This is a genomic window from Dermabacter sp. HMSC06F07 (assembly GCF_001807345.1).
GTDB lineage: Bacteria > Actinomycetota > Actinomycetes > Actinomycetales > Dermabacteraceae > Dermabacter > Dermabacter hominis.
Genome location: NZ_KV788584.1, coordinates 59810 through 86356 on the forward strand (window position 1 = coordinate 59810; position 26547 = coordinate 86356).

The window sequence follows — 26547 nt, forward strand, 5'->3', positions numbered from 1 at the left end:
TGGATGAGCCGCGCTGAGCTCGCTCAACTCGAGTGGGGAGGCAGGAGCACACTCGGCCCCCGCCCCTCGAGCAACGGCAGCGGATCCAGGTATTGCTTGCCTCGCTTGGCCCCGAGGTGCACGCATCCCGCCTCGCAATGGGCGTGTTCCGACGGTTGCTCGATAACCCCGATCACTTGCCCTCTGCTCACCGCGTCCCCCTTCGCGACCGAAGCGAGGACCGGTTCGTACGTGGAGGTCAGCCCGCTGTCATGGAGGATCGCCACGACGGGTTTGCCCGCGACCGTTCCCGCGAAGGTCACTGTGCCGCTCTCAACGGCGTGCACCACGAGGGTGCTTCCGACGATATCGATGCCGCGGTGACCGGGACCGTATGCGTGGACGGGCGCCTCGAAAAACCGCACAACGTCATGGTCGGGGCCGATGGGCCAGGCCCACGCCCCTTCGTGCTCGTGCGAATCTATGGTCGGCGGGGCAGGCGCCTGAGCGGTAGGCGCAAAAACGGCGAGAGAAGCGAGCCTTGCCCGGTTCACGACTGCGACGGCGTGCTCGAGGGAGTCGGGTGGTTGATCGTCACCGTGCGCGGGCGGGAGCGCCACAACTCCGGCACCGATGAGGAGTGCGAGTGCGAGAAGGATGCGGGCGCCGAGCCTCGTAGACATGTGCATGGAGTAAGAACATCGCGCCCGAGAATCCCCGACAAGACCACCCCGCGTGACTGTGGATGATAAAAGGTGTGCAGCGTGAGGCGCGGACTCGCTCACACGTCTGCTCGGATCCGTGCGCGAGTCAGCTTCGCTGTATTAGAGTTGCCGTAGCACTCGCATGCGCGGGTGACTTCGCGCGCCCATGCACGCGCGCGTGCCTTCGTTCCACGATCCTCCCACGAGGGAAGTGGCGGCACGAACGCAGGGCGCTAGGGCGAGCCGGCAACCGTCGGCCCGTAAAAAACGAGAACAGGCTTTGCGCAAGAACCCCACCGAGCCCACGCCCCGCGGGTGTGAGTGAGGCGGGCGAGCCCAGGGCCCAGAAAGGTAGTTACGACCATGGCAGTTGTGACACTCCGCCAGCTCCTCGAGAGCGGCGTCCACTTTGGACACCAGACCCGCCGTTGGAACCCGAAGATGAAGCGTTTCATCCTCACCGAGCGCAACGGCATCTACATCATTGACCTTCAGCAGTCGCTCACCTACATCGATCAGGCCTTCGACTTCGTCAAGGAGACCGTTGCCCACGGCGGCACGATTCTCTTCGTCGGCACGAAGAAGCAGGCTCAGGAGTCGATCCAGGAGCAGGCCACGCGCGTGGGCATGCCCTACGTGAACCAGCGCTGGCTCGGCGGCATGCTGACCAACCTTCAGACTGTCTCCGGTCGCGTCGACCGCCTCAAGGAACTCGAGCAGATCGACTTCGAGGACGTCGCCGGTTCGCAGTGGACCAAGAAGGAACTTCTCATGATGCGCCGTGAGAAGGAAAAGCTCGAAAAGACCCTCGGCGGCATCCGCGACATGAGCAAGGCTCCCTCGGCCGTGTGGATCGTGGACACCAAGAAGGAACACCTCGCCGTTGACGAAGCCACCAAGCTCGGCATTCCGGTCGTGGCAATCCTCGACACCAACGCCGATCCGGACGAAGTGCAGTACCCGATCCCGGGCAACGACGACGCGATCCGCGCCGTGACCCTCCTGACCCGCGTCATCGCCGATGCCGCTGCCGCCGGCCTCCAGGAGCGCCACGCCAAGCAGACCCAGGGCGAGAAGAACGTGTCGGCCGTTGACGCCGAGCCGCTCGCCGAGTGGGAACAGGAGCTGCTCAAGCAGTCCGAGGTTCAGCAGGAAGAGGCCGGCAAGGCCGAGGAGGCCACCGAGGCTCCCGCTGCTGAGGACAAGGCTGCCGAAGCAACCTCCGAAGAAGCCTGATTTTTCGACTATCACCTGTTCGCTCCCACAACCATTTAGAGGAGACAGATAATGGCTAACTACACGGCAGCAGACATCAAGGACATTCGCGAGAAGACCGGCGCGGGCATGCTCGACGTCAAGAAGGCTCTCGACGAGGCGAACGGCGACCACGAGAAGGCCGTCGAAATCATCCGCGTCAAGGGCCTCAAGGGCATCGCGAAGCGCGAGGGTCGCGCCGCATCGGAGGGCCTCATCGCCGCCGATGTCCGCGACGTCGAGGGCGGCCAGCTTGGCACGCTCGTGGAGATCAACTCGGAGACCGACTTCGTTGCGAAGAACGCCAAGTTCATCGCTCTCGGTGACGAGGCCGTTGCGGCCGCCGTCGAGTCGGGCGCCACGACCCCCGAGGAACTCGCTGAGACTTCCTTCGGTGAGGCCCTCACGAACGCTGGCGCGACCATGGGCGAGAAGATCCTCGTTCGCCGCATCGGCCGCGTCCAGGGCGAGGTCGTCACGAACTACATGCACCGCACCAACAAGGACCTCCCGCCGCAGGTTGGCGTGCTCGTCGCGACCGACAAGGCCGGCGCCGAGGTTGCACGTGACGTGGCGATGCACATCGCGGCCTACTCGCCTCTCTACCTCACCCGCGAGGACGTTCCCGCGGATGTGGTTGAGAACGAGCGCCGTATCGCCGAGGAGACCGCGAAGAACGAGGGCAAGCCTGAGAAGGCTCTCCCCAAGATCGTTGAAGGCCGCATGAACGGCTTCTTCAAGGAGAACGTTCTTCTCGATCAGCCCTTCGCCAAGGACCCGAAGCAGAGCGTCGGCAAGGTTGTCGAGGCCGCTGGTGGCACGGTGACCGGTTTCGTGCGCTTCCGCGTGGGTAACTGATTTCCGACGCTTGCCAAAGCGTGAACGCGAGGGCTCGCACCCACGGGTGCGGGCCCTCGCTTCTTTTCGAGCTTCTCACACGAGGACCTTCCCCACAGGGGCGGGCGTTGCCGGGCCGGTAGACTGTGGCCCCGAGAACCTGCACTCGGAAGGAATGTTGATGAGCACCGACCCCGATCCCATCACGTCGTCGATTCCCGTCATTGAACCGAAAGAGGGCTCGCGCCGCGTGCTCCTCAAACTCTCTGGTGAAGCCTTCGGTGGAGGCCGCGTGGGCGTCGATCCCGATGTGGTCTCGCGCATCGCTCGGGAGATTTCCGCGGGGGTTGCCGCGGGCGTTGAATGCGCGATTGTCGTGGGTGGCGGCAACTTCTTCCGCGGTGCTGAACTGAGCCAGCGAGGCATGGATCGCCGTCGCGCCGACTACATGGGGATGCTCGGCACCGTCATGAACTGCCTTGCACTTCAGGACTTCCTCGAGCAGGCCGGCACGTCCACGCGCGTGCAGACCGCTATTACGATGGGGCAGGTCGCCGAGCCCTACCTCCCACTTCGCGCCGTGCGCCACCTTGAAAAGGGCCGTGTCGTGATCTTCGGCGCGGGCGCGGGCATGCCGTACTTCTCGACCGATACTGTTGCCGTGCAGCGAGCGCTCGAGATCGGCTGCCACGAAGTGCTCATGGCGAAGAACGGCGTGGACGGCGTGTACACGGCTGACCCGAAGACGGACCCGAGCGCGACCAAGCTCGAGCACCTCACGTATAGGGAGGCGCTGAGCAAGGGGCTGCGCGTCGTTGATTCGACCGCGTTTAGCCTGTGTATGGACAACAAACAGCAGATGATGGTCTTCGGTCTTGATGCGCCCGGCAACATCACGAAGGCGATGTGCGGCGACCGCATCGGCACCGTCGTTACGGGCGACTAAGATAGCCTTACCAGGCGAGATGTTTAATTAATCGGAAGGAACCGAGAGGCATGAGCGAGGACACCGGAAGCATCCTTAAAGAAGCCGGGGAGAAGATGGCAAAGTCGGTCGAGGTGACGAAGGAGGAGTTCACCGCGATCCGCACGGGGCGCGCAAGTGCTGCGATGTTCCATGGCCTCACCGCTGACTACTACGGCACCCCGACGCCGCTCAATCAGCTCGCGGCATTCCAGTTCCCCGAGGCCCGTACCGTGATTGTGACGCCTTACGACAAGGGCGCGATGGCCCAGATCGAGGAGGCGCTTCGCGAATCGGATCTTGGCGTGAACCCCACGAACAATGGCGACAACCTGCGCATTGTTCTGCCCGCACTGACCGAAGAGCGCCGCAAGGACTACACGAAGCTTGCCAAGACCAAGGCCGAGGATGGCCGCATCGCGATCCGCGGCTCGCGTGCGCACGCGAAGAAGGCCATCGAGAAGCTCGTGAAGGACAAGGAGATCGGCGAGGACGAGGGCACCCGCGCTGAGAAGGAGCTCGAGGCTCTCACGAAGAAGTACACCGAGCAGGTGGATGTCGCCCTCGAAGCGAAAGAAGAAGAGCTGCTCACCGTCTGAGTGGCCTTTCCCTCATCGTTCGTGAATACACGCCACGGTCGTCGACGCGCCGTGCCTGGCAATGAGCCGGGCACGGCCGTTGCCGTATCGGAAAGCACTGCGCCCGAGGTTCCGCTCGCGGCTGCCGAGGCTCTCGTGAGCGAAGAGCGGCTCGTCGCCGAGGTTTCCGAGCTGCCCGCTGCGACACATGCGCGCACGCCCCGAGCCGGGCGGAACCTTCCCGCCGCGATCGCCGTCGGGCTTGCTCTCGTGGCGCTTTTGTACGGGTGCATATATGTGCTTCCGGCTCTGTTCACGCCCGTGGTCGCCATCGCGGTCGTAATAGCGACCCTCGAGGTCGCGAACGCCCTCGAGGGTGCGCGCCTGCGCGTTCCCTCGATCCCGCTGCTTGTCGCGAGCGTTGGCGTGGTGGTGTCGGCGTGGCAGTACGGCGCCTCGGGGCTCCTCGTCTCCACAATCGTGGGAGCAATTGTGCTCATCATGTGGCGTACGACGGAGGCGACGGGCCTCATGGCGCTGCGGGACACGGTAGCGGGCATCTTCGCGCTTTTGTGGGTGCCGTTTATGGCGAGCTTCACGATCCTTCTCATGGCGCAGCCGAACGGCGCGAACAAGGTCATGTTTGCCCTCGTGGTTCCCATCATGAACGACACGTGCGGCTACGCCGTAGGGGTCCTGTTCGGAAAGCATCCCATGGCTCCGAGCATCAGCCCGAAGAAGTCGTGGGAGGGTTTTGCGGGCTCTCTCGTGGGTGGCATCGCCGCTGCGGGCCTCATCGGTCACGTGTGGCTTCCCGATATTGGCTTCGGGTGGGGTCTCGCGTTCGGCGCGGTCATGGTGGTCGTGTCCACCATCGGGGACTTGAGTGAGTCACTGCTCAAGCGCGACCTGCGCATTAAAGACATGGGGCAGCTGCTTCCGGGGCACGGTGGCATGATGGACCGTCTTGATTCGATGCTTCTCACCGCCCCGACCGTGTACATTCTTCTCGCGATTGTGGAGGCCATCAGTGGTTGAGAATCCCACGCCAAAACTCGATGTTGCGAAGGATCTTTCGCGCGAGGTCGTCAAGGGAGAGCCCGTAAGGCTCGCCCCCGGTCAGCTTCAGTTGCGGCCGACCCGCAGGGGGAAGCCGCCCGCACACCTCGCGGATCTCACTCTCGACGAGCGTGCCGAAGCCGTGAGGGACATAGGGCTTCCCGCCTTTCGCGCAAAGCAGCTGTCGAAGCACTATTTTGAGCATTTCACGACCGACCCTGACGACATGACCGACCTCCCGAAGGGGGATCGTTCAGCGCTCGTCGAGCGGTTCTTCCCAACGCTCCTCACAAAGGTCTCGCAGCAGAGCGCAGATCAGGGCATGACCCAAAAGTTCCTGTGGCGCCTTTTCGACGGCTCGCTCGTCGAGTCGGTCCTCATGCGCTATTCGAACCGCGTAACGCTGTGCATTTCCTCCGAGGCCGGCTGCGGCATGAACTGCCCGTTTTGTGCGACCGGCCAGATGGGCCTCACGAGGAACCTTTCCGCAGCGGAGATCCTCGAACAAGTGCGCATCGCAAACCTTCTGCTTTCGCGTGGTGAAATCCCCGGTGGTGAAGGCCGCGTCACGAACATCGTTTTTATGGGCATGGGGGAGCCGCTCGCGAACTACCGTGCCGTCGCAACGACGTGCCAGAGGCTCAACGCCCCCGCGCCCGAGGGGTTTGGGATGGGAGCGCGGCACATCACCGTGTCGACCGTGGGGCTTGCTCCTGCCGTGCGAAAGCTCATCAAGGAAGAGATTCCCGTGACGCTCGCCGTGTCGCTCCACGCACCCGACGACGAGCTTCGCAACGAGCTCGTTCCCATCAATCAACGTTTCGACGTCGACGACATTCTTGATGCGGCGTGGGAGTACTTCGAGGCGACCGGCCGGCGCGTGTCGATCGAGTACGCACTCATTCGCGATATCAATGACCAGGCCGAGCGTGCGGAGCTCCTCGCCAAGCGTCTCATCGCGCGCGGGGGCGCCCACTGGGTGCACGTCAATCCAATCCCGCTCAACCCGGTCAAGGGATCGAAGTGGACGGCCTCGGATCCGTGGGTGGAGCGCACGTTCGTGGAAACACTGCGTGAACACGGAATTTCCGCGACGATTCGGGATACGCGCGGTAGCGATATTGACGGTGCGTGCGGGCAGCTTGCCGCGACCGTCGTGGAAACTGATGCGCGCCGCGAGGACCGTGAGGCTCGCGTGGCGAGGGTTGAGGAAATCGCGCGCGGTACCGGCGCGTGATTTCGAGGCCGACGCTTGCCGGCCTTTCGCGCATCCAAGCATTACAGTGGTGCAAGGGCGATCTATTGAGCGCCCCGTTTATGTCGCGTGAGCATCCCCGTCGAGGGAGGGAGCAAGTAGATGAGTACGGCTTTTAAGCGTGCCGGACGTTTCACCTTTGGCTACAACGTCGAGGAAGTCGATGACTTCCTGTTGCGCGCGCGTGCCGCGTACGAGGGCCGCGACGGTTCCTTCCAACCAGCCGATGTGATCACCGCGAAGTTTTCAACCGAGCGTGGCGGCTACGACATGCTCGCCGTCGACGAGGCCCTTGATCGCCTCTCGGATGCGTTTGCGCTCCAGTACCGCGATGAAGCAATCGAGCGCGATGGTGAAGAGGCTTGGATCGCGGCGCTCACGGAGCGCGCGGAGGTTCTCCAGGAGCGTCTCTCCCGGCCCGCGGGCGAGCGTTTCCGCCCCGCTGGCCAGGGCGAACGGGCCTACGATCGCGAAGACGTCGATGCCCTGTGCGATCAGCTTCACGCCTATTTCACGGACGGCTTCGCGATGAGCGTCGATGACGTGCGTCGAGCAGCGTTTCGCGCCCGTAAAGGCGCCGAGGGCTATCAGGAGGCCGTCGTGGATGTGTACCTCGATCACGTTGCCGACGTGATGGCTTCCGTTCCGTGATGCCCCTTTTCTACGCGCTCGGCGTCCTCTTGATGGTTGTCGGGCTCGGGCTTTCGATCGCCCTTCACGAGATCGGCCATCTCGTTCCCGCGAAGCGCTTCGGGGTGCGCGTGACCCAGTACATGATCGGTTTCGGTCCCACGCTGTTCTCGCGCGTAAAAGGGGAGACCGAATACGGCATCAAGGCGATTCCGCTAGGCGGCTACATCCGCATGATCGGCATGTTCCCGCCTCACAAGGGAGAGGATCCCGACGTTATCCGCGAGGACTCGACGGGGTTCTTTCAGCAGATGAGCGAGGAGGCCAAGCAGTGGGACTCGAGCCAGTACTCGGCTGAGGATCGTCACCGCACCTTCGTCGCCTTGAGCGTGCCGAAGAAGCTCGTCGTTATGCTCGGCGGCCCCACGATGAATCTCCTGATCGCGATCGTCCTCACCGCGATCGTCCTGAGCGGCTTCGGCCTGCCGAACGTGACGGCGAAGGTCGCTGCCGTCTCGCAATGTGTCGTGCCCGCGAATGCACCTGCAGATGTGTCGTGCGAGGGCATGCCCGAAGCACCTGCCTTCGCCGCGGGGATCAAACCCGGGGACGTGATCACCTCGGTCGACGGGGCTCGAGTCGCGAACTTTCACGAGATGAGCACGGTGATTAGGAAGCACCCTGACGACGAAGTCGAGATCGCTCTCTTGCGCGACGGTAAAGCAATGACCGTGACGGCAACTCCAGTCGCGAACACGGTCGTCGCACGCGATGACGCGGGTAAGCCGGTTAAGAATGCCGACGGTTCCTACGCGACCGTTGAAGCCGGTTTTCTTGGTGTGACCGGCACACAGGAACTTACCCCGCGGCCTCTGACGGAGGTCCCCGGTGCCGTATGGGACCAATTCGTGGGGACCGGCAAAGTCGTCGTTACCCTTCCCGTGCGCGTGTGGGAAATCGGCAAGGCAGTGTTGAGCAGCGAAGAACGCGACCCGAACGGCCCGATGGGAGTCGTGGGCGTGAGCAGGCTCGCCGGCGAGATCGTGTCGCAGGATTCGCCCGGGTTTTCCCTCAAGGAGAAAACGTGGACGTTCCTGTCGATGCTCGGCTCGCTCAACATGGCGCTGTTCGTCTTCAACCTTGTGCCGCTCATGCCGCTGGATGGCGGCCATGTCGCGGCGGCGCTGTACGAGGCGGCGCGGCGGCGCCTCGCCAGGTTGCGAGGGAAGGCGGATCCCGGACCCGTCGATGCCTCGCGCATGCTGCCCGTCACGAACGTGATCGCGATCGCCTTCATTCTCATGAGCATCCTGTTGATCTACGCCGATATCGTGAAGCCGGTGACCCTTTTCAGGTGAGCGTCCTGTCGAATCTGTGGCGCAGGCGCCCCGCAGACATCAGCCCCCTGCAAGGGCAGTGGCTCGGCCCTGCGCGTGAAGCGATGCAGAGCGAAGCGCACGTGAGCACGCTCGCCTCCGCTCGGTTCGAGGAACTTGCGGCGGTTGGTCGCAGCGGCTCCGAGTTTGCGGTGCTCACGCGCGGCAGCGAGATCCGGGGAATTCTGTGGCATGGCGTGAGCGCTAGCGTTCTCGCACCCGATTCTTTCGACGCTGTCGAGCGCTTATCGCGGCACGCTCTCGCGCTCTCGACGCGCTACTCGTCGATCGTGGCGGAACGCAGCATCGCGATGCACATGTGGGAGGTTATGCGCGAGGGCCTTCCGCCTGAGCGCGAAGTGCGCGAGAGTCAGCCTCTTCTGGAGTATTGTGCCGGGCAACCGTCGGACCTCCCCTCCACGGGTGTGGTGGCGGCTGACACCCGTGACCTGGACCGGGTGTTTCCCGCTGCCGTCGCGATGTTTCGCGAGGAGGTGGGCACTGATCCTTGCCGCGGGGATGGCGGGCGCGGCTACCGCAACCGGGTCGAGTATCTGCTGCGCGAGCATCGGACGTATATCGCGCGCGATGGTGAGCGGATTGTGTTTAAGGCCGATCTCGGTGCGCTCTTTGGCGGGGTTGCGCAAGTACACGGCGTGTGGATTGACCCCGCGTACCGCGGCCAAGGGCTCGCAGCGCCCTTCATGCGGGGCACAGCAGAGCTCATTCGCCGCGACCACGCACCCCGCGTCACCCTCTACGTGAACTCTTTCAACGTTCGCGCGAGACGCGCCTACGAGCGTGCGGGCTTCAGGCCGATTGGCGCACTCGCCACCGTGCTGTTCTAGGCGCCTGCGCGTCCCGGAAGAGGCGGCCCCTCGATCTGATCGCGCACGATCCCCATCTGCTCATCGAGACTCGCGGCAGTCGCGGCGATCCCGATGAGTTTTTCGCGCATCTCGGCAGGCAGCTCGCCTTGATACTTGTACTTGAGCTCGTGTTCGGCGCTCGCCCAAAAGTCCATGGCAATCGTGCGGATCTGTACCTCGATCGGTACATCGATCGTGCGTGTCGAGAGAAACACGGGAACCTCGAGAATGAGGTGAAGAGAGCGGTAACCGCTCGGCTTGACGTTCGCGATGTAGTCCTTCTCTTCGAGAAGAGTGATGTCGGGCTGCGAGGCGAGCGCGTGGGCAACGAGGTAGCAGTCCTGGACGTAGCTGCATGTGATGCGCACGCCGCCGATGTCGCGGATGCGGTTGCGGATCTCGTCGAGATCGGGTGGGCACTGCGTGCGCACGAGCTTGCCGAGCAGCGAATCCATCGATTTCACGCGCGTCTTTACGTGCTCGATGGGGTTGTGCGGGGTCGTTACATCCCATTCGCCCGAAAGGATCTCGATCTTCGTCAGGATCTCCTTGAGGCCGAATTCGTACGGCATCATGAACCCCTCGAGCTTCTCGCGTACGACCTGCATAAGGCGATCCGGGTCGCCTTCGATCTCTTCGCGAATCGACTCGCCTTCGCCGATGAGGGCGCGCAAATATGCCATCGAGGGCGACGGCGCGATACCCGAGAGCGTGAGCGGCTCAGACATGTCATCCTTCCCGTGGTGACGAGTGACACTCCACGATACGCGCTCAGCCCTGGGTTTTTGTGGGGTGCGTGCGGTGCGCCCACTAGACTGTGAGGGCCTGAGGAATTCACCTCGAAACCCCTGTTGCCAGGAGGACAACGCCCCATGCTTCGCATGTCATCGAGCTTCATCCGCACGCTTCGAGAGGACCCGGCCGAAGCCGAGTTCGCGAGTCACAAGCTTCTCGTCCGTGCCGGCTATATTCGCCGCACGGCCCCGGGGATCTACACGTGGCTTCCCCTTGGGCTCAAGGTCCTGCGCAAGGTCGAGACGATCGTGCGTGAAGAAATGGATGCCGCCGGCAGCCACGAGATTCTCTTTCCCGCGCTTTTGCCGCGCGAGCCCTACGAGGAAACGAACCGCTGGAGCGAGTACGGCGACAACCTCTTTAGGCTCACGGATCGCAAGGGTGCCGATATGCTCCTCGGCCCCACTCACGAGGAAATGTTTACCCTCGCGGTGAAAGACCTCTTCACGTCGTACAAGGACCTGCCCATTTCGCTCTACCAGGTGCAAACCAAGTACCGCGACGAAGCGCGCCCGCGCGCGGGCCTGCTGCGCGTTCGCGAGTTCATCATGAAGGACGCCTACAGCTTCGACATCGACGACGAGGGGCTCGAGCGTTCCTACATGATCATGCGCGAGGCCTACCAGCGGGTCTTCGCACGCCTCGGCCTTGAGATCGTCATCGCTAAGGCGGATGCAGGCGGGATGGGCGGCTCCCGCTCCGAAGAATTCCTCCACCCGACACCGGTGGGCGAAGATACGTTTGCGCTCAGCCCCGCGGGCTACGCCGCGAATGTTGAGGCCGTGACGACGGTCGCCGGAGAGCCCCTCGATGCAGATGCCATCGCGGCCCTCCCCGCCGCACGCGAGATCGAGACACCAGGCGTCACGACGATCGACGCTCTCGTCTCATTCCTCAACGAGAACGCCCCGCGCGAGGACTCTCGCGCGTGGGAGGCGGCCGATACCCTCAAGGCACTCGTGTATGTCGAAAAGACTCCCGAAGGTGAAGAGTCCCCGCTTCTCGTCATGATTCCGGGAGATCGCCAGGCGGATGAGAAGCGCCTCGAGACGGCCCTTGCCCCGAACGAGGTGCGTCCCTTCACTGACGAGGACTTCGCTAAGTACCCGAACGTGAAGAAGGGCTACATCGGGCCGCAGGGATGGGGCCTTGAGGCCAACGGCTATCGACTCCTGCTCGACCCGCGCGCCGTGGATGGCACGAGCTGGGTCACGGGCGCGAACCGCGAGGGCGCGCATGCGCTTGGGGTTGTCGCCGGCCGTGACTTCGTGGCCGATGGTTTCGCGGAGGTTGCCGAGGTTCGTGACGGCGATCCTTCCCCGGACGGTTCGGGTCCGCTCACCCTGACGCGCGGCATGGAGATGGGGCACATCTTCCAACTCGGTCGCAAGTACGCTGAGGCTCTTGGCCTCAAGGTTCTTGACGAGAACGGCAAGCAGCAGGTCGTGACGATGGGCTCCTACGGCATCGGCGTGACTCGCGCCGTCGCCGCGATTGCCGAAACCAATCACGACGAGAAGGGCCTCGCCTGGCCGCGCGCGGTTGCACCGCTCGACGTTCACATTCTCGCGACCGGAAAGAACCAGGAGGTCTTCGACAAGGCCGAGGAGATCGCCGCCGCGCTCGAGGCTGAGGGCTTTGACGTGCTGTACGACGATCGCCCGAAGGTCTCACCCGGCGTGAAGTTTAAGGACGCCGAACTGCTCGGCCTGCCCACAACGGTCGTCGTGGGTCGCGGGCTCGAGAAGGGCGTTGTCGAGGTACGCGATCGCCGCAGTGGGGCGAGCCGCGAAGTTCCCGTCGAGGCGGCTCTCACGGAGATCCTCGCCGAGCTGCGCGCCTAGGGCGCCGGTGGTTTAGCTCTCGCCCTCGTCGATCCCCGGGAACGGGGGGAGGGTTTCGCGCAGCGCCTCGAGTGCCTTCGCGCTCTCGAGGGCTGCCGTGAGGAACGGCGCGCGTTCGCTCAAGGGTGCCAGCCCCGCGAGTTCGACCGCATTGGTGAGCGTGCGAGAGGTGACTTTGAGGCGTAGGTTCGCGGCCCCTTCCGCATCGAGCGGGCGAGGCAGGGCGTACCCCGCCTCGCGAGCAACCAGGGGCAGTCCAAGGTGCTCGGCGACCTCGCCGAACGTCTCAGCGCGTGAGGCGTGGACGTTAGCCGCCTTGAGGTACGCCTCACGCTGATCAGCTTTGACGCGAGTGGCTGCGACCTCGAGGGCGTAGGCCGCGAAGTTTTCGTCGGTCTGCGCTCGCTCGAGGGGGGTCTCAATGAGGTGAGTCTCAGCGGCTTCGGGTGGATCAATCGCGGGGACCTCGCGACTGGGTTCCATATCCGTAAAGGGCTTGGGAGCACTGACGCCCGCGACGGCGGCAGCTTTCGCGACGCGGGTAAGCCTCAGAGCGGCCCACTCGGTCCACGCGCTCCCCGCGGCGCACAGATCCGCGAAGTCTCCCGAGACCTGAATGGTCGCGTGGGCGTAGAGGTCGCGCAGGGCCGCGAGGCCGCGTGCCGCGTCGAGCATGGCGCGCTCGACGGGGGCCTGCGTGCCGGCAGCTGCGCTCTCGTGGGCGGATCCCCCCTTTTCGGTGCGATTCGCCTCAGCCGAGGCAATTTTCTCCTGTTCGGCGCCCGTGCGGAGTGCTCGCTGGTGGGTCGCGATCGCAGACGTCAGGAACGACGGGAAATCTTCGTGCGGGCGAGCGGTCTCGAGAATGCCCGCGAGGTCCGTCACAGACGTGAGGAGTTCCGTGCGGTAGATCTCGTCTATTCCCGGGGGCGGGGGTGTGTAGGTTTCGCGCTGACCGATCGCGATGCGCGTGGGACCCGTGCAGCTCGCCAGTAGCGGCGCCGCGAGGATTCCCGCGAGAAACCCACGCCTGGCCAGGCCTTTTGTTACGTGCCTCATGCGGCTCCTCGTTCCCGGATGTGCCGCCATGTTCAGCACATTATGATCTCGGTGTCCCACTCTATTGGGTACGGGCGAGCGCGCGAAAGGAGCCCCATGGAGAAGAACGCCACCTCCGCTAAGGCCGGTCAGGTTGAGACACTCTCGAAGGCCTTCGCGCCGATCGTCGAGGGGCACGGACTCGTTGTCGAGCATCTCACCGTCAAAACACGAGGGGCCGCAACCCTTCTCGACGTCGTCGTCGATCTTCCCGACGATGAAATCGGGAGCGCCGATCTCGATACCCTCACCGACGTGTCGCGCGAGCTTTCTGACCTCCTCGACTCTGATACGTCGCTTATCGGGGAAGGGCCTTCGACGCTCGAGGTCACGACCCCGGGCGTGTTTCGGCCCCTGACCGAAATTCGCCACTTTAAGCGCGCCCGCACCCGCCTTCTTGACGTGGAAGACACCTCGGGGCGCACCTTTCTTGGCCGCCTCGAGGACGTTGAGGGCGAACAGCTCGTGTTTGACGTGCAGAAACCGCCGCACGTTCCGAAGAAGGCCGCGAAGGCGGCGCCGGCAGGCAAAGTGCCGCCGGGACCGCACCGGATGCACGTGTCCGACGTCGCCCGGGCCGAGGTTCATCTCGAGTTTCGTTAGTCCCGGACAGCCACCGCACACAATTGAAGAACAGATCATAAGGAGCACGCAATGGATATCGATATGGGAGCGCTTCGCGCGCTCGAACGCGAACGCGAGATCAGCATGGAGGTTCTCCTCGAGGCGATCGAGAGTGCCCTTCTTGCCGCCTACCAGCACACGCCGCACCCCGCGCGCGAGGCACGCGTTGAGATTGACTCAAAGACGGGTGTGGTGACCGTCATCGCTCGCGATGTTGATGTCGATGGCGAGGTTGAAGAGTGGGATGACACGCCCGAGGGCTTTGGCCGCGTTGCTGCTTCGATCGCGCGTCAGGTGATTTTCCAGCGTATTCGCGCGCTCGAAGACGAGGCTGTGCTCGGCGAGTTTGCGGGCCGCGCTGATGACATCGTCTCTGGCGTCATTCAGCAGGGGCGTGACTCCCGAATGGTTCAGGTTGATCTCGGCAACGTCGAAGGTCTCCTTCCCCCGCACGAGCAGGTGCCAGGCGAGAGCTACCCGCACGGCAAGCGTATCCGCGCCTATGTTGTCGATGCGCGACGTGGCCCGAAGGGACCCTCGATTACGCTTTCGCGCACCCACCCGAACTTCGTGCGCCGCCTTTTCGAGCTTGAAGTTCCCGAGATCGCCGACGGTACCGTGGAGATTGTCTCGCTCGCGCGAGAGTCGGGGCACCGCACGAAAATGGCGGTTCGCGCGAACGTCGCTGGGGTCAATGCGAAGGGAGCGTGCATCGGTCCCATGGGTGCGCGCGTGCGCTCGGTCATGAACGAACTCGAGGGGGAGAAGATCGACATCGTCGACTTTGACGACAACCCCGCGACCTACGTGGGTAATGCACTCAGCCCTGCGCGCGTCGCCTCTGTCGTCGTGACCGACGAAGTCAATCGACAGGTGCGCGCGGTTGTGCCAGACAATCAGCTTTCGCTCGCGATCGGCAAGGAAGGGCAGAACGCACGCCTCGCCGCGAAGCTCACGGGTTGGCGAATTGACATTCGCACCGAGGGCCAGGAGGACTGAGAAGCGGTTGCTGAACCCCCGACGGCCCACGTGATAGTGCGCACGGCAACTCCGGCAATTCGTCGACGTTTTGCCGGCCGGGGGTAGACTAGAAGGGCTGATCATTCGTATTCGAGAGGGAAGTTGTCGCCATCGCCGAGAATCACGCCGCACCGAGCTCGCGCTCACGTCGGCCCTCTCGCGCGGCACATCGACCGTCTCGCACGTGCGTAGGTTGCCGGGAAACCGGCGAACGCCACGCGATGATCCGCGTGGTCCGGGAGGAACAGGGAGCATCCCTCAGCCTCGCCGTTGACCCGAGCGCGAGCGCCCACGGGCGCGGTGCCTGGGTTCATCCGGACCCCGCATGCATTGCTTTCGCTCTCACACGCGGCGGTTTCCAGCGCTCCTTCCGGGCGCCGGTAGACGTCGCGGCTCTCGAACGGGAGGGAACTCTCGAGAGGGCGCGTGAGGCGATGACTCACCCCACACGGGGTGCCGAACCACATTTGGAAGCGGGATAACACCAATGGACATCCGATGAGTACTCGAAAATGAGCACCCTCAGGAACTAGTGGACCGCGCCTGCTCGGCGCGGCCGAGACAGGAGAATTGTGGCTAAACTTCGCGTCCACGAGCTCGCCAAAGAGCTGGGAATGCCAAGTAAAGAAGTCCTCGCGAAGCTCAATGACATGGGCGAATTCGTGACCAGTGCGTCCTCGACAATCGAGGCGCCCGTGGCCCGCCGTGTGCGTGCCGCGTTCCCGAACGCAGGAAAGAAGAAGGGCGAGGAGGCGTCGGAATCGAAGGGCGCCGCCAAGAAGCCCGCGCCCCGCAAGCCGGCCCCGAAGAAGGCTGCGGAACCGAGCGCTACCAAGGCGGAGCCGAAGCCGGCACCGAAGGCGGAGGCCGAGAGCCCCGCGCCGAAGCCGAAGGCCAGCACCGATGCGCCCGCGGCAAAGCCCGGTGCAGCACCCAAACCCGGTGCACGCTCGAACGCGCCGAAACCCGGCGCCCCCAAGCCAGGGGCCAAGCCCAAGGCCGATGCCGCCCCCGCACCGAGGCCCGGTGGCGCTCCCAAGCCCGGCGCTAACCGCCCCGGCCCGCGCCCCGGTGGTGCTCGTCCCGGCAATAACCCGTTTGCGTCCTCGCAGGGGATGCCGCGCCCGGGTGGCCGCCCCGGCAACAACCCATTTGCCTCCTCCCAGGGCATGCCGCGACCCGGCGGTCGTCCAGGCCCTCGCCCCGGCGGCGAGTCGCAGGGTGGTCCGCGCCCGCAGCGTCGCGACGGAGATTCGCGACCCTCGCGCGAGGGCCGCGGCAACGCACGTCCGTCTAACCGCGGGCCCCGCCCCAACCCGAACATGATGCCTGCGCACTCGCCGCAGGCCGAGAGCCAAGGTCGTCCCGCAGGCGGCAACGGTGGCCGCGGAGGTCGCGGTGGCCGTGGCCGCGGTGGCTTCGGCGGCGGTCCGGGCGGCCCCGGTGGCGCTCCCGGTCGTCCGGGTGGTCGCCCCGGTGGTGGCGGTCGCGGCGGTCGCCGTGGCGGCACCCAGGGCGCCTTTGGGCGTGGCGGCAAACCAGCCAAGAGCAGGAAGTCGAAGCGCGCAAAGCGCCAGGAATTCGAGCAGATGCAGGCTCCCGCACCGGGCGGCGTGCAGATCCCGCGCGGTGACGGCAATACCGTCATCCGCTTGCGCCGTGGTGCGACCCTGAGCGACTTCGCCGAGCGAATCGACGTCAACCCCGCCTCGCTCATCACCGTGCTGTTTGCGATGGGTGAGATGGCGACGGCAACCCAGTCGCTCGACGAAGACACGTTCCAGCTTCTCGGCGAGGAACTCGGTTACAAGATTCAAATCGTTTCTCCCGAGGACGAGGAGCGCGAGCTTCTCGAGCAGTTCGACATCGACCTCGAAGGTGAACTTGCTGAGGAGACGGAAGAGGACCTCGAGCCTCGCTCGCCCGTTGTCACCGTCATGGGTCACGTCGACCACGGTAAGACCCGCCTTCTCGATGCGATCCGACGCGCAAACGTAGGCCAGGGCGAAGCCGGCGGCATCACCCAGCACATCGGTGCCTACCAGGTGCAGGTGGAGCACGAAGGCGAAATGCGCCCCATCACGTTCATTGATACCCCCGGTCACGAAGCGTTCACCGCCATGCGTGCCCGTGGCGCCAAAGTCACGGACATCGCGATCCTCGTGGTGGCCGCTGACGACGGCGTGATGCCGCAGACGATCGAGGCGCTCAACCACGCGCAGGCCGCAGACGTGCCCGTCGTGGTGGCCGTCAACAAGATCGATAAGGAATCCGCGAACCCCGACAAGATCCGTGCCCAGCTCACCGAGTACAACCTGGTGGCTGAGGAATACGGCGGCGACACGATGTTCGTCGACGTCTCGGCGCGCGAAAACCTCCACATCGATGACCTTCTCGAGGCCGTCCTGCTTACCGCGGATGCTGCCCTCGAACTCAAGGCAAACCCGAACAAGGATGCCCGTGGTGTGGCGATCGAGGCGAGCCTCGACCGTGGCCGCGGCCCCGTCGCGACCGTGCTCGTCGAGCAGGGAACCCTGCGTGTCGGCGATGCGATCGTGTGTGGCACCGGCCATGGCCGCGTGCGCGCCATGATCGACGAAAACGGCAACCAGCTCGAAGAAGCAGGCCCATCGCGACCCGTTCAGGTGCTCGGCCTCAGCTCCGTTCCCGGCGCCGGTGACTCGTTCATCGTTGCCGCCGACGAGCGCATGGCACGCCAGATCGCCGAGAAGCGCGAGGCAGCTCAGCGCGCCGCGCAGCTGTCGAAGCGCCGCAAGCGCATGAGCCTCGAGGATCTCAAGGCGGCAATGGAAGAGGGCAAGATCGAGACCCTCAACCTCATCCTCAAGGGCGATGCCTCCGGTTCGGTCGAAGCCCTCGAAGAGGCGCTGCTCGGCATCGACGTGAGCGAGGACGTGCAGCTTCGCATCATCGATCGCGGCGTTGGTGCGATCACGATGAACAACATCAACCTCGCCGTTGCCTCGGATGCCGTCATCATCGGTTTCAACGTGCGTGCCGAAGGCCAGAACGCCGAGTACGCCGAGCGTGAAGGTGTCGAGATCAAGTACTACTCGGTCATCTACCGCGCGATCGAGGACATCGAGAACGCCCTTCTCGGCATGCTCAAGCCCGAGTACGAAGAGAAGGACACGGGCAGCGCGGAAATTCGCGAGATCTTCCGCTCCTCGAAGTTCGGCAACATCGCGGGTTCGCTCGTCATGTCTGGCACGATCAACCGCGGCTCGAAGGCTCGCATCACGCGCCAGGGCGTCGTGATCACGGAGGGCCTCGAGATCGCCGGTCTGCGTCGCTTCAAGGATGACGTGACCGAGGTCCGCGAGGGCTACGAGTGCGGTATCAACCTGGGCAGCTTCAACGACGTCCAGGAAGGCGACCTCATCACGACCTACGAAATGGTCGAGAAGCCGCGCGAAAAGAAGAAGGACTAATCGCCTTTCGGTGATAATGCGCGGGCGGCGCTTCGGTTGAGGCCGGGGCGCCGCCCGTTTCGCCGCCGTTGCCCCGCATGCTGCGGCACATGACGATGAACGGAGAGAACATGCGTGTCAATGTCCTCATCGCACCGAGCGCGAACAGGGTGTACGGGTTGGAAGCTCCGCGTCTCGCTGCAGCCGAACTTGCGTTCGTCCTCAACGAGGGTGCTCCCGGCGTGCTCACGGGCACGAGCGACGTGCGCGAGGCGGGCCTCGATTTCCTCGCCCTCGACATCGACGATGAAGCGTGGGAACGCCCCGAAGTCCAGCGCGAGCTCGCGTTCGCCCTCGCCTACAGCCCGCACGTGTTTGCGGCTTTCGAGGAGGTCGGGCGCATGCCCGCCCCAACGGCGGATCGCACGTACGTGGATGAAAGTCCGACGCTTCCCTTGCTCCAGCCGATTCCGCTTCCGGACGTTGAGCGCTACCCGAGTACCCTGCTCACGACTCTCAAGTATCAGGGGAAAACAAATGAGCAGTTCACCGCGCTTCTTGTGCACCTCGCGGCGCACGCAGCAGGCAAAGCGCAGGCGCTGCGCGAGGGAACGTTGCGAGTCCTCGATCCAGTCGCGGGCCGCGGAACCACGCTCAACCAGGCGCTCATGTGGGGGCTGAGCCCCGTGGGCGTCGACCTCGACAAGAAGGACGCTGAGCTCTACCGCGCGTTCCTCACAACGTGGATGCGCGAGAATCGACTCAAGCACACGACGTCGGAGATGAAGCTCACCATCAATAAGAAAGCACTCGGGCGGCACTTTCATGCTGAGCTCGCCCGCTCGAAGAGCGATCAGCGCGCGGGGCGCAGCCAGAGCCTCGAGTTCTACACGGCGGATTCGACCGGACTCGATCACTTCCTCAAAGCCCGCAGCGTCGATGTGATCGTCGCCGACCTCCCTTACGGCGTGCAGCACGGTGCGAAGGTGGGCGCGCACCTCAGCCGCTCACCGCTTGATCTCTTGCGAAACGCCCTGCCTGCGTGGACTCGTGTTCTCGCCCGCGGCGGCTCCGTGGCGCTGGCCTACAATCGTCACACGACTCCCGCGGATGACGTGCGCGCTATCCTCGAAGAGCACGGGCTTACGAGCGTGGGGGAGGACAGCAACTTTAGGCACCGGGTCGATGCGTCGATCGACCGCGACATCGCGCTTGCGCGCAAGGCATAGCGCGTCGGAACTTCCGATTACTCAAGGAGAGACCCATGAACGACAATCCCCGCGTACGGCGCCTCGCCGATCAGATTAAAAAGATCGTGGCCCGCACGCTCGATGAAAAAGTCAAGGATCCGCGGCTCGGTTTCGTGACGGTCACCGATGTTCGCCTCACCGGCGATGGCCAGCACGCCTCGATTTTCTACACCGTTTATGGAAGCGACGAGGAGCGAGCCGGGACCGCTGCCGCTCTCAAGGCCGCAAAAGGCATGCTGCGGAGCGCTGTGGGGCGCGGCATCACCGCGCGCCTCACTCCGTCTCTCGAGTTCTTCGAGGACACGATCCCGGAAACATCGAAAACGATCGAGGATCTTCTCGTCGAAGCACACCACCGCGATAGCGAGCTTGAACGCGAACGTGCCGGCAAGCAGTTCGCGGGCGACGCCGATCCCTACCGCGTCCCCGGCGAGCATCTCGTGGACGACGACGAGGACGATGAGTAAAAAACGCGCGGGGGAGGGGCCTCACGGTTTCCTCCTCCTCGATAAGCCGGCGGGGCTGACGAGCCACGACGTTGTCGCACGCGTGCGCTACCACCTCAATACGCGCAAGGTCGGCCACGCGGGCACGCTTGACCCCGCCGCGACGGGCCTCCTCCTTCTCGGCGTAGGGCACGGCACAAAGCTGCTCACCTATGCCGTGGGACTCGATAAGACCTATGAAGCGACGATTCGACTCGGGCATGCGACCGTCACGGACGATGCGGAAGGTGAGCGGCTTGGCGACGTTGCCCCCGCGCATGAGCTGCGTGCGCTGAAGGAGGATCGCAGCAGGCTCGAGAGCGCCATCGGTGACCTTACGGGAGATATCGAGCAAGTCCCGAGCGCCGTGAGCGCAATCAAGGTGGGCGGCGTGCGCTCCTACGCCCGCGTGCGCGGGGGAGAGGAGGTCGAACTTGCCGCGCGCCCCATTCGCGTGGAGCGCTTCGAGATTCGTGATCTCCGCATGGCAGGAGACTTCCTCGACGTGGATTGCGTCGTGGACTGCAGCTCCGGCACCTACATCCGTGCGCTTGCACGCGACCTCGGCGCTGCCCTCGGAGTAGGCGGGCACCTCACCGCTTTACGGCGCACGCGCGTGGGCGACTTCACCGTGGACAACGCCCAGCGAATTCCCGAGCGCGATGCGCCGCGCGCGGCAGAGGACCCCTCGGGAGGATTGCACCTCACGCCGCTGGGCGAAGCGGCCCTGTCGTTTTTGCCTTTGCTGCCCGTGAGCGAGCGCGAAGCTGCGGCGCTCAGATATGGGCAATGGATTGAGGCTCCTCAAGCGTCGGAACCCGAAACCTACCCGGCGGCCGCGATCGTGCCGCCCACGGGTGAGCTCGTGGCAATCGTCGAACCGGCCCCCAAAAGAGGCCTCCTCAAGAGCGCGAGCGTTGTACCGCGCCTCTAAAGCGCGCAGGTTCCCCGCTGTCAGCGGTGCGAGACAACCTTCGTTCCGAGGCTTGCCCACTCGAACAGCCACTTGGCGTCCTTCACACGCATGTTCACGCAACCGTGCGAGCCGGAGTAGCCAAAGCTCGAGCGCCACGGTGCCGAGTGGAGTGCGTACCCCTTGTGGAAGAACTGGTTGTACTTGACGCCCTTCGTGCAGTAGTCGTATCGCGGCGTGCAGCCCATGTTCTGCACCTCGGTACGGTGCCAGATCTCGTACTCACCCGTGGGCGTTTCGGTGCCCTTGCCGCCATCCACGACGGAGACGGGGCCCCACACGGCCTTGTCGCCCACGTAGGCGGTCACGGTCTTGTTCGCGAGGTTGATATCGATCCACTTCTCGCCGTTGTGGGCCTCGGCGGGAGCGTAGGAGGGAAGCTCGCTGGGAACCTTTTCCGGGTCCACGGGCGCCTTCTCAACCTTCTTTTCCTTGACCTCGGCCTTCTCGACCTCGGTGATCATGGCGATATCGAGGTTCTCACCCGCGGAGAGCGCGTGGGTCAGCTTCTCGGTGATGTCCTTTTGATTCGTGACCTTGACGCCGTCCTTGCCGGGGGAGACCTCGGTGCGTGAGCCGTCCTCGGCGACTTCGACGATGCCATCCTTCTTCGTCGTGGCAACCTTGTCGGCGATCTTCCCGACGTACGTGTCGACTTTTTCTTGATCGATGCTGATCTCGAAGTTGTCGCCCTTGTCGTTCGGGGTGATCGACACGAAACGTAGGCGGTCCTTGCGCTTGACCTCGAAGGTTTTGTTCTCGGGGCCCGTCACGACCAGGGAGCTCTTGAGCATGGTTTCGAGCTTGTCGAGCGTGGCCTGTGCGGCTTCGGTGTTGAGCTGTGGCTCGATGGTCGTGAACTCTTGCGTCACGGTGAAGTCTTTGAGCTCGGGCGCGTGTTTCTTCACGTCCTTGACGAAGTTGGCGGGATCGACGCCCTTGCCTGCCTTCGATTCAACGACGGAGAACTCCTTGGTCTCGTCGTCCTGGACGATTTGCGCATCGACGGGCTCGACTTCGTTGTCGGGAACGAGGGACTCGGCGTAAGCGCGGGCTTTCTCCTCGTCGACGGTGACAACGGGCGTGATGGAGTGCGTGCCGCTCAGGGCAGCGCTCACAACCGACGGGATGCTCGACTCACGTGAAAGGGCTTTCTCGACAGTCTTATCGACGTCGATGCGCCCACCGATCTCCTCGAGGGGAACGGTTGTGCGCTCGCCGTTGGCGTCGACGGTGACAGTGACGCCGGTGGTTTCTTTCTGGACGATTGTGCGAATTTGCTCGGTCGTTTTTCCAGCGACATCGACTCCGGCAATCGTGGTGCCGGGCAGGGCCTTGCCCTCAAATTGCTTTGCGTACGCGAACGAGCCGCCGGTCGCGACGAGTGCGATGACGACAGCCAAAGCCGTGAGAACGAGAAGTACTGTTCGACCGTGCTTCTTGGAAGCGGGAGTGTGTGTCACGGGGGTGGTTGACATGCGCTCGATCCTTCACACGTAGAGAGGGGACTACGTTCACTGTAGCGAATGCGCGCGACAGATTTAAGATGCAAGGAAGTATGCGAGGTGTGTCATGAGTGACGTTACCGACCCCGCCCGCGAAGCCTCCTCGCTGTTCATCGGTTAAGGTGGCATGTGTTCGATCCCCCCCCCACGAAAGCTTGCCGTGAACGAAGTGACCTCCTCGCGCGTGTGGCGCGACCCTCATGAGGTTCCGCGTGAACTCGCGCCGGGCGTGGTGACGATCGGGAACTTTGACGGCGTGCACCGTGGTCATCGTCGAGTCATCGACTCGCTCGTGTCGTACGCGAGTGCTCACGACCTTGCGCCGCGCGCCCTCACTTTCCATCCGCATCCCCGCCACGTCATGACCGGTAGCGAAGAGCCGATGCTGATCACGGGATACGAAGATCGAAATGCCCTCGTGTGCGAAGCGGGTGTCGAAGACCTGCTCGATGTCCACTTCACGCTCGAGTTTGCGCAGCTGCGTGCTGAGGAGTTCGTGCGCGAGTACCTTGTTGACCTCCTTCGTGCGCGTGCCGTTGTGCTCGGGAAGGACTCGCGATTCGGACGCCGTAACGAAGGTGACTTTCACACGATGGTCGAACTCGGCGAGAAGTACGGCTTCCAGGTCGTGAGTGTCGAGGAGCTCGATGCGGATACCGAGGCGGAGTCGGGAGGGCGCGAGCGCATCTCCTCGACTCTCGTTCGAAAGAGCTTGCTGGCGGGTGATATGTCCGGTGCTGCGCGCATGCTCGGCCGGTGGCACTCGGTGCGCGATACGGTACGCCATGGTTTTAAGCGTGGGCGGGAACTGGGATTTCCCACGGCAAACTTCAGTGCCCACCCGAGTGGTGCCGTCCCGATCGACGGGGTGTACGCGGGCTACTTTTCGGTGCTTGACGGCGACCGATTCCTCGAGCGAGTTCCCGCGACCATTTCCGTGGGCACGAACCCGACGTTCGAAGAGGGCCCTGCTTACCGGATCGTGGAGACGTACGTGCTCGGCTCGCACGAGTACGAGCTCTACGATCGGCAAGCGAAAGTGGAGTTTGTGGAGCGGCTCAGGCCGACGCTTGCCTTCGATGGCATCGAGGCCCTGGTCGAGCAGATGCACCGCGATGTGGCCGTGACTCGCAGCACTCTTGCCGCCCATGGCGACCCGCGCGCCTAACGCTGCTGCTAGCCTTGGAAGGCCGTGCTTAATCGGCCACGGATTCTAAGTGCTCGGGAGAACAGGCCCCGGTGCGCCGTGCAACAAGGTGATAGGAGAGCCAGTGGCTTACGATTCCTCCGTCAAGCAGGAGATCATTAAGGAATACGGTCTGAGCGAGGGTGACACCGGCTCGCCCGAGGTGCAGATTGCGCTTCTGTCGCATCGCATCAACTACCTCACCGAGCACCTCAAGGATCACAAGCACGATCACCACACCCGTCGTGGTCTGCTTCTCCTCGTTGGTCGCCGCAAGCGCCTTCTGCAGTACCTGCAGTCGGTCGACATTGAGCGTTACCGTTCGCTGATTCAGCGTCTCGGTCTGCGCCGCTGACTTTATTCCGCCGCTCACCCGCCGGGTGGGCGGCGTTTTACCATCCATCGAGTTTTCCTTGCAACAATGATGAGGAGGGGATCGGTCCTCGGCAGTGACGTCTTCCGCGCAGGCGGGATACGCGACTGGCGATGGCCGGCCCCACGGCAAAGAAAACTCTTGTTCACCACAGAAAGAGAGTGACAGTGACCATGGAAGGCCACAACATTCATTCAACGATCGCCACGATCGACAACGGCTCGTACGGCAAGCGCGAAGTGCGCTTTGAAACCGGCCGCCTCGCAAAGCAGGCCGCGGGTGCCGTCGCCGTCTACCTCGACGACGACACGATGGTGTTCAGCGCAACCGCTGTCTCTAACCAGCCGAAGGATCAGTTCGACTTCTTCCCGCTGACCGTTGACGTCGAAGAGCGCATGTACGCCGCGGGCCGCATCCCCGGCTCCTTCTTCCGCCGCGAGGGCCGCCCGGGCACCGACGCGATCCTCGCAGCCCGCCTGACCGACCGCCCGCTGCGTCCCGCCTTCGTCAAGGGCCTGCGCAACGAGGTCCAGGTTGTTCTCACGGTTATGGCTGTGAACCCCGACGACGCCTATGACGTCGTTGGCATCAACGGCGCCTCGGCCTCGACCCAGATTTCGGGCCTGCCGTTCTCGGGCCCCATCGGTGGCGTACGCATCGCGCTCATGCCGAACGCCGAGGGCGGCCAGTGGATCGCCTTCCCGACCTTCAGCCAGCTCGATGAGGCCGTGTTCTCGATGGTCGTCGCTGGACGCATCGTTGAAGATGACGTCGCGATCATGATGGTTGAGGCCGAAGCGACCGACAACGCCTGGTCGCTTATCAAGGAGCAGGGAGCGGTGGCGCCGACCGAAGAGGTCGTCGCCCAGGGCCTCGAAGCTGCCAAGGTTTACATCCGAACGCTGTGCGAGGCCCAGAAGGAGCTCGCCGCGAAGGCTGCGAAGCCCGTTCGTGAGTTCCCGCTCTTCCTCGACTACCAGGACGATGCGTACGATCTCGTCGCTGAAGCGGCGACCGATCGCCTCCGTGAGGTCATGAGCATCGCGGGCAAGCAGGAACGCGAAGAGGCCACCGAGACTCTGCTCGCGCAGGTCAAGGAGGAACTCGCCGACAAGCTCGACGAGCGCGAGAAGGAAATTACCGGAGCCTTCCGTGCGCTCACGAAGAAGGTCGTGCGCGAGAAGATCCTTACTGAGGGCGTGCGTATTGACGGCCGCGGCCTTCGCGACATCCGCCAGCTTTCGGCCGAGGTCGAGGTGCTGCCGCGAGTGCACGGTTCGGCTATCTTCGAGCGCGGCGAGACCCAGATTCTTGGCGTCACCACCCTCAACATGCTCAAGATGGAGCAGCAGATCGACGGCCTTTCGCCTGTCGATCACAAGCGCTACATCCACCACTACAACTTCCCGCCTTACTCGACCGGTGAGACGGGTCGCGTGGGCTCGCCCAAGCGCCGCGAAATCGGCCACGGCATGCTCGCCGAGCGCGCACTCGTGCCGGTTCTGCCGAGCCGTGAGGAGTTCCCGTACGCGATTCGACAGGTATCCGAGGCTCTCGGCTCAAACGGCTCGACCTCGATGGGCTCCGTGTGCGCTTCGACCCTCGCGCTCCTGAACGCCGGTGTGCCCCTCAAGGCGCCCGTTGCCGGTATCGCCATGGGCCTCGTTTCCGACACCGTGAACGGCGAGACGAAGTACGCGGCTCTCACCGACATCCTCGGTGCAGAGGACGCTTTCGGCGACATGGACTTTAAGGTCGCGGGAACCTCAGAGTTCGTGACGGCTATCCAGCTCGACACGAAGCTTGACGGCATCCCCGCTTCCGTTCTCGCAGGCGCTCTGTCGCAGGCTCGCGAAGCCCGCCTGCACATCCTCTCTGTTCTCGAAGAGGCCATCGATCAGCCCGATGAGATGAGCCCCAACGCGCCGCGCGTTCTTGCCGTCACTATCCCGGTGGACAAGATCGGTGCGGTCATCGGCCCGAAGGGGCAGATGATCAACCAGATCCAGGACGACACCGGTGCGGACATCACGATCGAGGACGACGGCACCGTGTACATCGGTGCGACCGACGGCCCCTCGGCTGAGGCTGCGCGTGCGGCCGTCAACGCGATTGCGAACCCGCTCGTTCCCGAGGTCGGCGAACGGTACCTCGGCACGGTTGTGCGTGTCGTCGACTTTGGCGCGTTCATCTCGCTCACCCCGGGCAAGGACGGCCTGCTGCACGTCTCGCAGTTGCGTAAGCTCAACGGCGGTAAGCGCGTGGAGAGCGTCGACGACGTCGTGAGCGTCGGCCAGAAGCTCGAGGTTGAGATCCGCGAGATCGACTCGCGCGGCAAGATCTCGCTCGCTGTGGCGACTGACGAAGACGACGCTGAGAAGACGGACGAGTCCGAGCAAGGCGCCGAGTAGCCTTTCGCGCTCTCGCGCAAAGCACGACGAGAGTGGGCGGCCAGGAA

General features: G+C 64.0%; 24 protein-coding genes. 20 read left to right on the top strand and 4 right to left on the bottom strand.

Annotated elements, in window-relative coordinates:
- Positions 1 to 23: 23 nt before the first annotated feature.
- Positions 24 to 662 carry a M23 family metallopeptidase gene (locus HMPREF3157_RS05635; protein ID WP_083288081.1) on the bottom strand — a complete coding sequence of 213 codons (639 nt, stop codon included), beginning with the start codon at positions 660 to 662 and terminating at the stop codon, positions 24 to 26.
- Positions 663 to 1046: 384 nt separating this feature from the next.
- Here HMPREF3157_RS05635 and rpsB point away from each other — a divergent pair, with 384 nt between their 5' ends.
- From rpsB to HMPREF3157_RS05680, 9 genes are all read left to right on the top strand, one after another.
- Positions 1047 to 1919: a 30S ribosomal protein S2 gene (gene rpsB, locus HMPREF3157_RS05640; RefSeq protein WP_034370254.1), complete on the top strand. Its 873-nt coding sequence runs from the start codon at positions 1047 to 1049 to the stop codon at positions 1917 to 1919.
- A gap of 51 nt (positions 1920 to 1970) precedes the next feature.
- Positions 1971 to 2795 carry a translation elongation factor Ts gene (gene tsf, locus HMPREF3157_RS05645; RefSeq protein WP_016663048.1) on the top strand — a complete coding sequence of 275 codons (825 nt, stop codon included), beginning with the start codon at positions 1971 to 1973 and terminating at the stop codon, positions 2793 to 2795.
- A gap of 160 nt (positions 2796 to 2955) precedes the next feature.
- Entirely contained in the window at positions 2956 to 3720 is a 765-nt protein-coding gene (gene pyrH, locus HMPREF3157_RS05650) for a UMP kinase (protein WP_070435777.1), read from the top strand.
- 50 nt (positions 3721 to 3770) lie between these two features.
- Positions 3771 to 4337 (top strand): ribosome recycling factor, encoded by a 567-nt coding sequence (frr, locus tag HMPREF3157_RS05655; protein WP_016663046.1) that lies wholly within the window; start codon positions 3771 to 3773, stop codon positions 4335 to 4337.
- A gap of 21 nt (positions 4338 to 4358) precedes the next feature.
- Positions 4359 to 5354, top strand: a complete 996-nt coding sequence (locus HMPREF3157_RS05660) for a phosphatidate cytidylyltransferase (protein WP_246816534.1) — start codon at positions 4359 to 4361, stop codon at positions 5352 to 5354.
- The gene (gene rlmN / locus HMPREF3157_RS05665) at positions 5347 to 6612 is read left to right on the top strand and encodes a dual-specificity RNA methyltransferase RlmN (RefSeq protein ID WP_070435778.1); all 1266 of its coding nucleotides are present in this window, start codon (positions 5347 to 5349) and stop codon (positions 6610 to 6612) included. The genes HMPREF3157_RS05660 and rlmN overlap by 8 nt, the downstream gene beginning before the upstream one ends.
- 120 nt (positions 6613 to 6732) lie before the next feature.
- Complete coding sequence (locus HMPREF3157_RS05670; protein WP_016663043.1) at positions 6733 to 7281, top strand: DivIVA domain-containing protein; 549 nt, start codon at positions 6733 to 6735, stop codon at positions 7279 to 7281.
- The gene (locus HMPREF3157_RS05675) at positions 7281 to 8618 is read left to right on the top strand and encodes a M50 family metallopeptidase (RefSeq protein WP_070435779.1); all 1338 of its coding nucleotides are present in this window, start codon (positions 7281 to 7283) and stop codon (positions 8616 to 8618) included. The genes HMPREF3157_RS05670 and HMPREF3157_RS05675 overlap by 1 nt, the downstream gene beginning before the upstream one ends.
- Entirely contained in the window at positions 8615 to 9484 is an 870-nt protein-coding gene (locus HMPREF3157_RS05680; protein WP_070435780.1) for a GNAT family N-acetyltransferase, read from the top strand. The genes HMPREF3157_RS05675 and HMPREF3157_RS05680 overlap by 4 nt, the downstream gene beginning before the upstream one ends.
- Here the strand turns inward: HMPREF3157_RS05680 and HMPREF3157_RS05685 are convergent.
- Positions 9481 to 10233, bottom strand: coding sequence for a GTP pyrophosphokinase (locus HMPREF3157_RS05685; protein WP_070435781.1), 753 nt, complete (start codon positions 10231 to 10233; stop codon positions 9481 to 9483). The two genes, HMPREF3157_RS05680 and HMPREF3157_RS05685, sit on opposite strands and share 4 nt — an antisense overlap.
- A gap of 144 nt (positions 10234 to 10377) precedes the next feature.
- Here HMPREF3157_RS05685 and HMPREF3157_RS05690 point away from each other — a divergent pair, with 144 nt between their 5' ends.
- Positions 10378 to 12144, top strand: a complete 1767-nt coding sequence (locus HMPREF3157_RS05690) for a proline--tRNA ligase (RefSeq protein WP_070435782.1) — start codon at positions 10378 to 10380, stop codon at positions 12142 to 12144.
- Positions 12145 to 12156: 12 nt separating this feature from the next.
- Here HMPREF3157_RS05690 and HMPREF3157_RS10255 read toward each other — a convergent pair whose 3' ends face one another.
- Positions 12157 to 13203, bottom strand: coding sequence for a DUF4439 domain-containing protein (locus HMPREF3157_RS10255; RefSeq protein ID WP_070435783.1), 1047 nt, complete (start codon positions 13201 to 13203; stop codon positions 12157 to 12159).
- 96 nt (positions 13204 to 13299) lie between these two features.
- Here HMPREF3157_RS10255 and rimP point away from each other — a divergent pair, with 96 nt between their 5' ends.
- The 7 genes from rimP (at position 13300) to truB (ending at position 20986) form a co-directional block, all read left to right on the top strand.
- Positions 13300 to 13845, top strand: coding sequence for a ribosome maturation factor RimP (rimP, locus tag HMPREF3157_RS10440; protein ID WP_070435784.1), 546 nt, complete (start codon positions 13300 to 13302; stop codon positions 13843 to 13845).
- A 51-nt stretch (positions 13846 to 13896) separates the two neighbouring features.
- Positions 13897 to 14865, top strand: a complete 969-nt coding sequence (nusA, locus tag HMPREF3157_RS05705; RefSeq protein ID WP_016663036.1) for a transcription termination factor NusA — start codon at positions 13897 to 13899, stop codon at positions 14863 to 14865.
- Between the two features lie 131 nt (positions 14866 to 14996).
- Complete coding sequence (locus HMPREF3157_RS05710; protein WP_256365833.1) at positions 14997 to 15368, top strand: YlxR family protein; 372 nt, start codon at positions 14997 to 14999, stop codon at positions 15366 to 15368.
- Positions 15369 to 15458: 90 nt separating this feature from the next.
- Positions 15459 to 18338 carry a translation initiation factor IF-2 gene (gene infB, locus HMPREF3157_RS05715; protein ID WP_016663035.1) on the top strand — a complete coding sequence of 960 codons (2880 nt, stop codon included), beginning with the start codon at positions 15459 to 15461 and terminating at the stop codon, positions 18336 to 18338.
- A gap of 89 nt (positions 18339 to 18427) precedes the next feature.
- Positions 18428 to 19546: a TRM11 family SAM-dependent methyltransferase gene (locus tag HMPREF3157_RS05720; RefSeq protein WP_168161693.1), complete on the top strand. Its 1119-nt coding sequence runs from the start codon at positions 18428 to 18430 to the stop codon at positions 19544 to 19546.
- A 35-nt stretch (positions 19547 to 19581) separates the two neighbouring features.
- Entirely contained in the window at positions 19582 to 20034 is a 453-nt protein-coding gene (gene rbfA, locus HMPREF3157_RS05725; RefSeq protein ID WP_016663033.1) for a 30S ribosome-binding factor RbfA, read from the top strand.
- Entirely contained in the window at positions 20027 to 20986 is a 960-nt protein-coding gene (truB, locus tag HMPREF3157_RS05730; RefSeq protein WP_016663032.1) for a tRNA pseudouridine(55) synthase TruB, read from the top strand. Before rbfA ends, truB begins: the two co-directional genes overlap by 8 nt.
- A 20-nt stretch (positions 20987 to 21006) precedes the next feature.
- Here the strand turns inward: truB and HMPREF3157_RS05735 are convergent, their stop codons facing one another.
- Positions 21007 to 22503, bottom strand: coding sequence for a L,D-transpeptidase family protein (locus HMPREF3157_RS05735; RefSeq protein WP_016663031.1), 1497 nt, complete (start codon positions 22501 to 22503; stop codon positions 21007 to 21009).
- A gap of 187 nt (positions 22504 to 22690) precedes the next feature.
- Between HMPREF3157_RS05735 and HMPREF3157_RS05740 the strand changes: the two genes are divergently transcribed.
- The 3 genes from HMPREF3157_RS05740 (at position 22691) to HMPREF3157_RS05750 (ending at position 26500) form a co-directional block, all read left to right on the top strand.
- Positions 22691 to 23698: a bifunctional riboflavin kinase/FAD synthetase gene (locus HMPREF3157_RS05740; RefSeq protein ID WP_236621844.1), complete on the top strand. Its 1008-nt coding sequence runs from the start codon at positions 22691 to 22693 to the stop codon at positions 23696 to 23698.
- 103 nt (positions 23699 to 23801) lie between these two features.
- The gene (rpsO, locus tag HMPREF3157_RS05745; protein WP_016663029.1) at positions 23802 to 24071 is read left to right on the top strand and encodes a 30S ribosomal protein S15; all 270 of its coding nucleotides are present in this window, start codon (positions 23802 to 23804) and stop codon (positions 24069 to 24071) included.
- 191 nt (positions 24072 to 24262) lie between these two features.
- Positions 24263 to 26500, top strand: a complete 2238-nt coding sequence (locus tag HMPREF3157_RS05750; protein WP_070435787.1) for a polyribonucleotide nucleotidyltransferase — start codon at positions 24263 to 24265, stop codon at positions 26498 to 26500.
- The last annotated feature ends 47 nt before the right edge of the window (positions 26501 to 26547 follow it).

Coding starts and splice junctions, on each gene's coding strand:
- HMPREF3157_RS05635 (WP_083288081.1), bottom strand. CDS start 662: ATGTCTACGAGGCTCGGCGCCCGCATCCTTCTCGCACTCGCACTCCTC.
- rpsB (WP_034370254.1), top strand. CDS start 1,047: ATGGCAGTTGTGACACTCCGCCAGCTCCTCGAGAGCGGCGTCCACTTT.
- tsf (WP_016663048.1), top strand. CDS start 1,971: ATGGCTAACTACACGGCAGCAGACATCAAGGACATTCGCGAGAAGACC.
- pyrH (WP_070435777.1), top strand. CDS start 2,956: ATGAGCACCGACCCCGATCCCATCACGTCGTCGATTCCCGTCATTGAA.
- frr (WP_016663046.1), top strand. CDS start 3,771: ATGAGCGAGGACACCGGAAGCATCCTTAAAGAAGCCGGGGAGAAGATG.
- HMPREF3157_RS05670 (WP_016663043.1), top strand. CDS start 6,733: ATGAGTACGGCTTTTAAGCGTGCCGGACGTTTCACCTTTGGCTACAAC.
- HMPREF3157_RS05675 (WP_070435779.1), top strand. CDS start 7,281: ATGCCCCTTTTCTACGCGCTCGGCGTCCTCTTGATGGTTGTCGGGCTC.
- HMPREF3157_RS05685 (WP_070435781.1), bottom strand. CDS start 10,233: ATGTCTGAGCCGCTCACGCTCTCGGGTATCGCGCCGTCGCCCTCGATG.
- HMPREF3157_RS05690 (WP_070435782.1), top strand. CDS start 10,378: ATGCTTCGCATGTCATCGAGCTTCATCCGCACGCTTCGAGAGGACCCG.
- HMPREF3157_RS10255 (WP_070435783.1), bottom strand. CDS start 13,203: ATGAGGCACGTAACAAAAGGCCTGGCCAGGCGTGGGTTTCTCGCGGGA.
- rimP (WP_070435784.1), top strand. CDS start 13,300: ATGGAGAAGAACGCCACCTCCGCTAAGGCCGGTCAGGTTGAGACACTC.
- nusA (WP_016663036.1), top strand. CDS start 13,897: ATGGATATCGATATGGGAGCGCTTCGCGCGCTCGAACGCGAACGCGAG.
- HMPREF3157_RS05720 (WP_168161693.1), top strand. CDS start 18,428: ATGACGATGAACGGAGAGAACATGCGTGTCAATGTCCTCATCGCACCG.
- rbfA (WP_016663033.1), top strand. CDS start 19,582: ATGAACGACAATCCCCGCGTACGGCGCCTCGCCGATCAGATTAAAAAG.
- truB (WP_016663032.1), top strand. CDS start 20,027: ATGAGTAAAAAACGCGCGGGGGAGGGGCCTCACGGTTTCCTCCTCCTC.
- HMPREF3157_RS05735 (WP_016663031.1), bottom strand. CDS start 22,503: ATGTCAACCACCCCCGTGACACACACTCCCGCTTCCAAGAAGCACGGT.
- HMPREF3157_RS05750 (WP_070435787.1), top strand. CDS start 24,263: ATGGAAGGCCACAACATTCATTCAACGATCGCCACGATCGACAACGGC.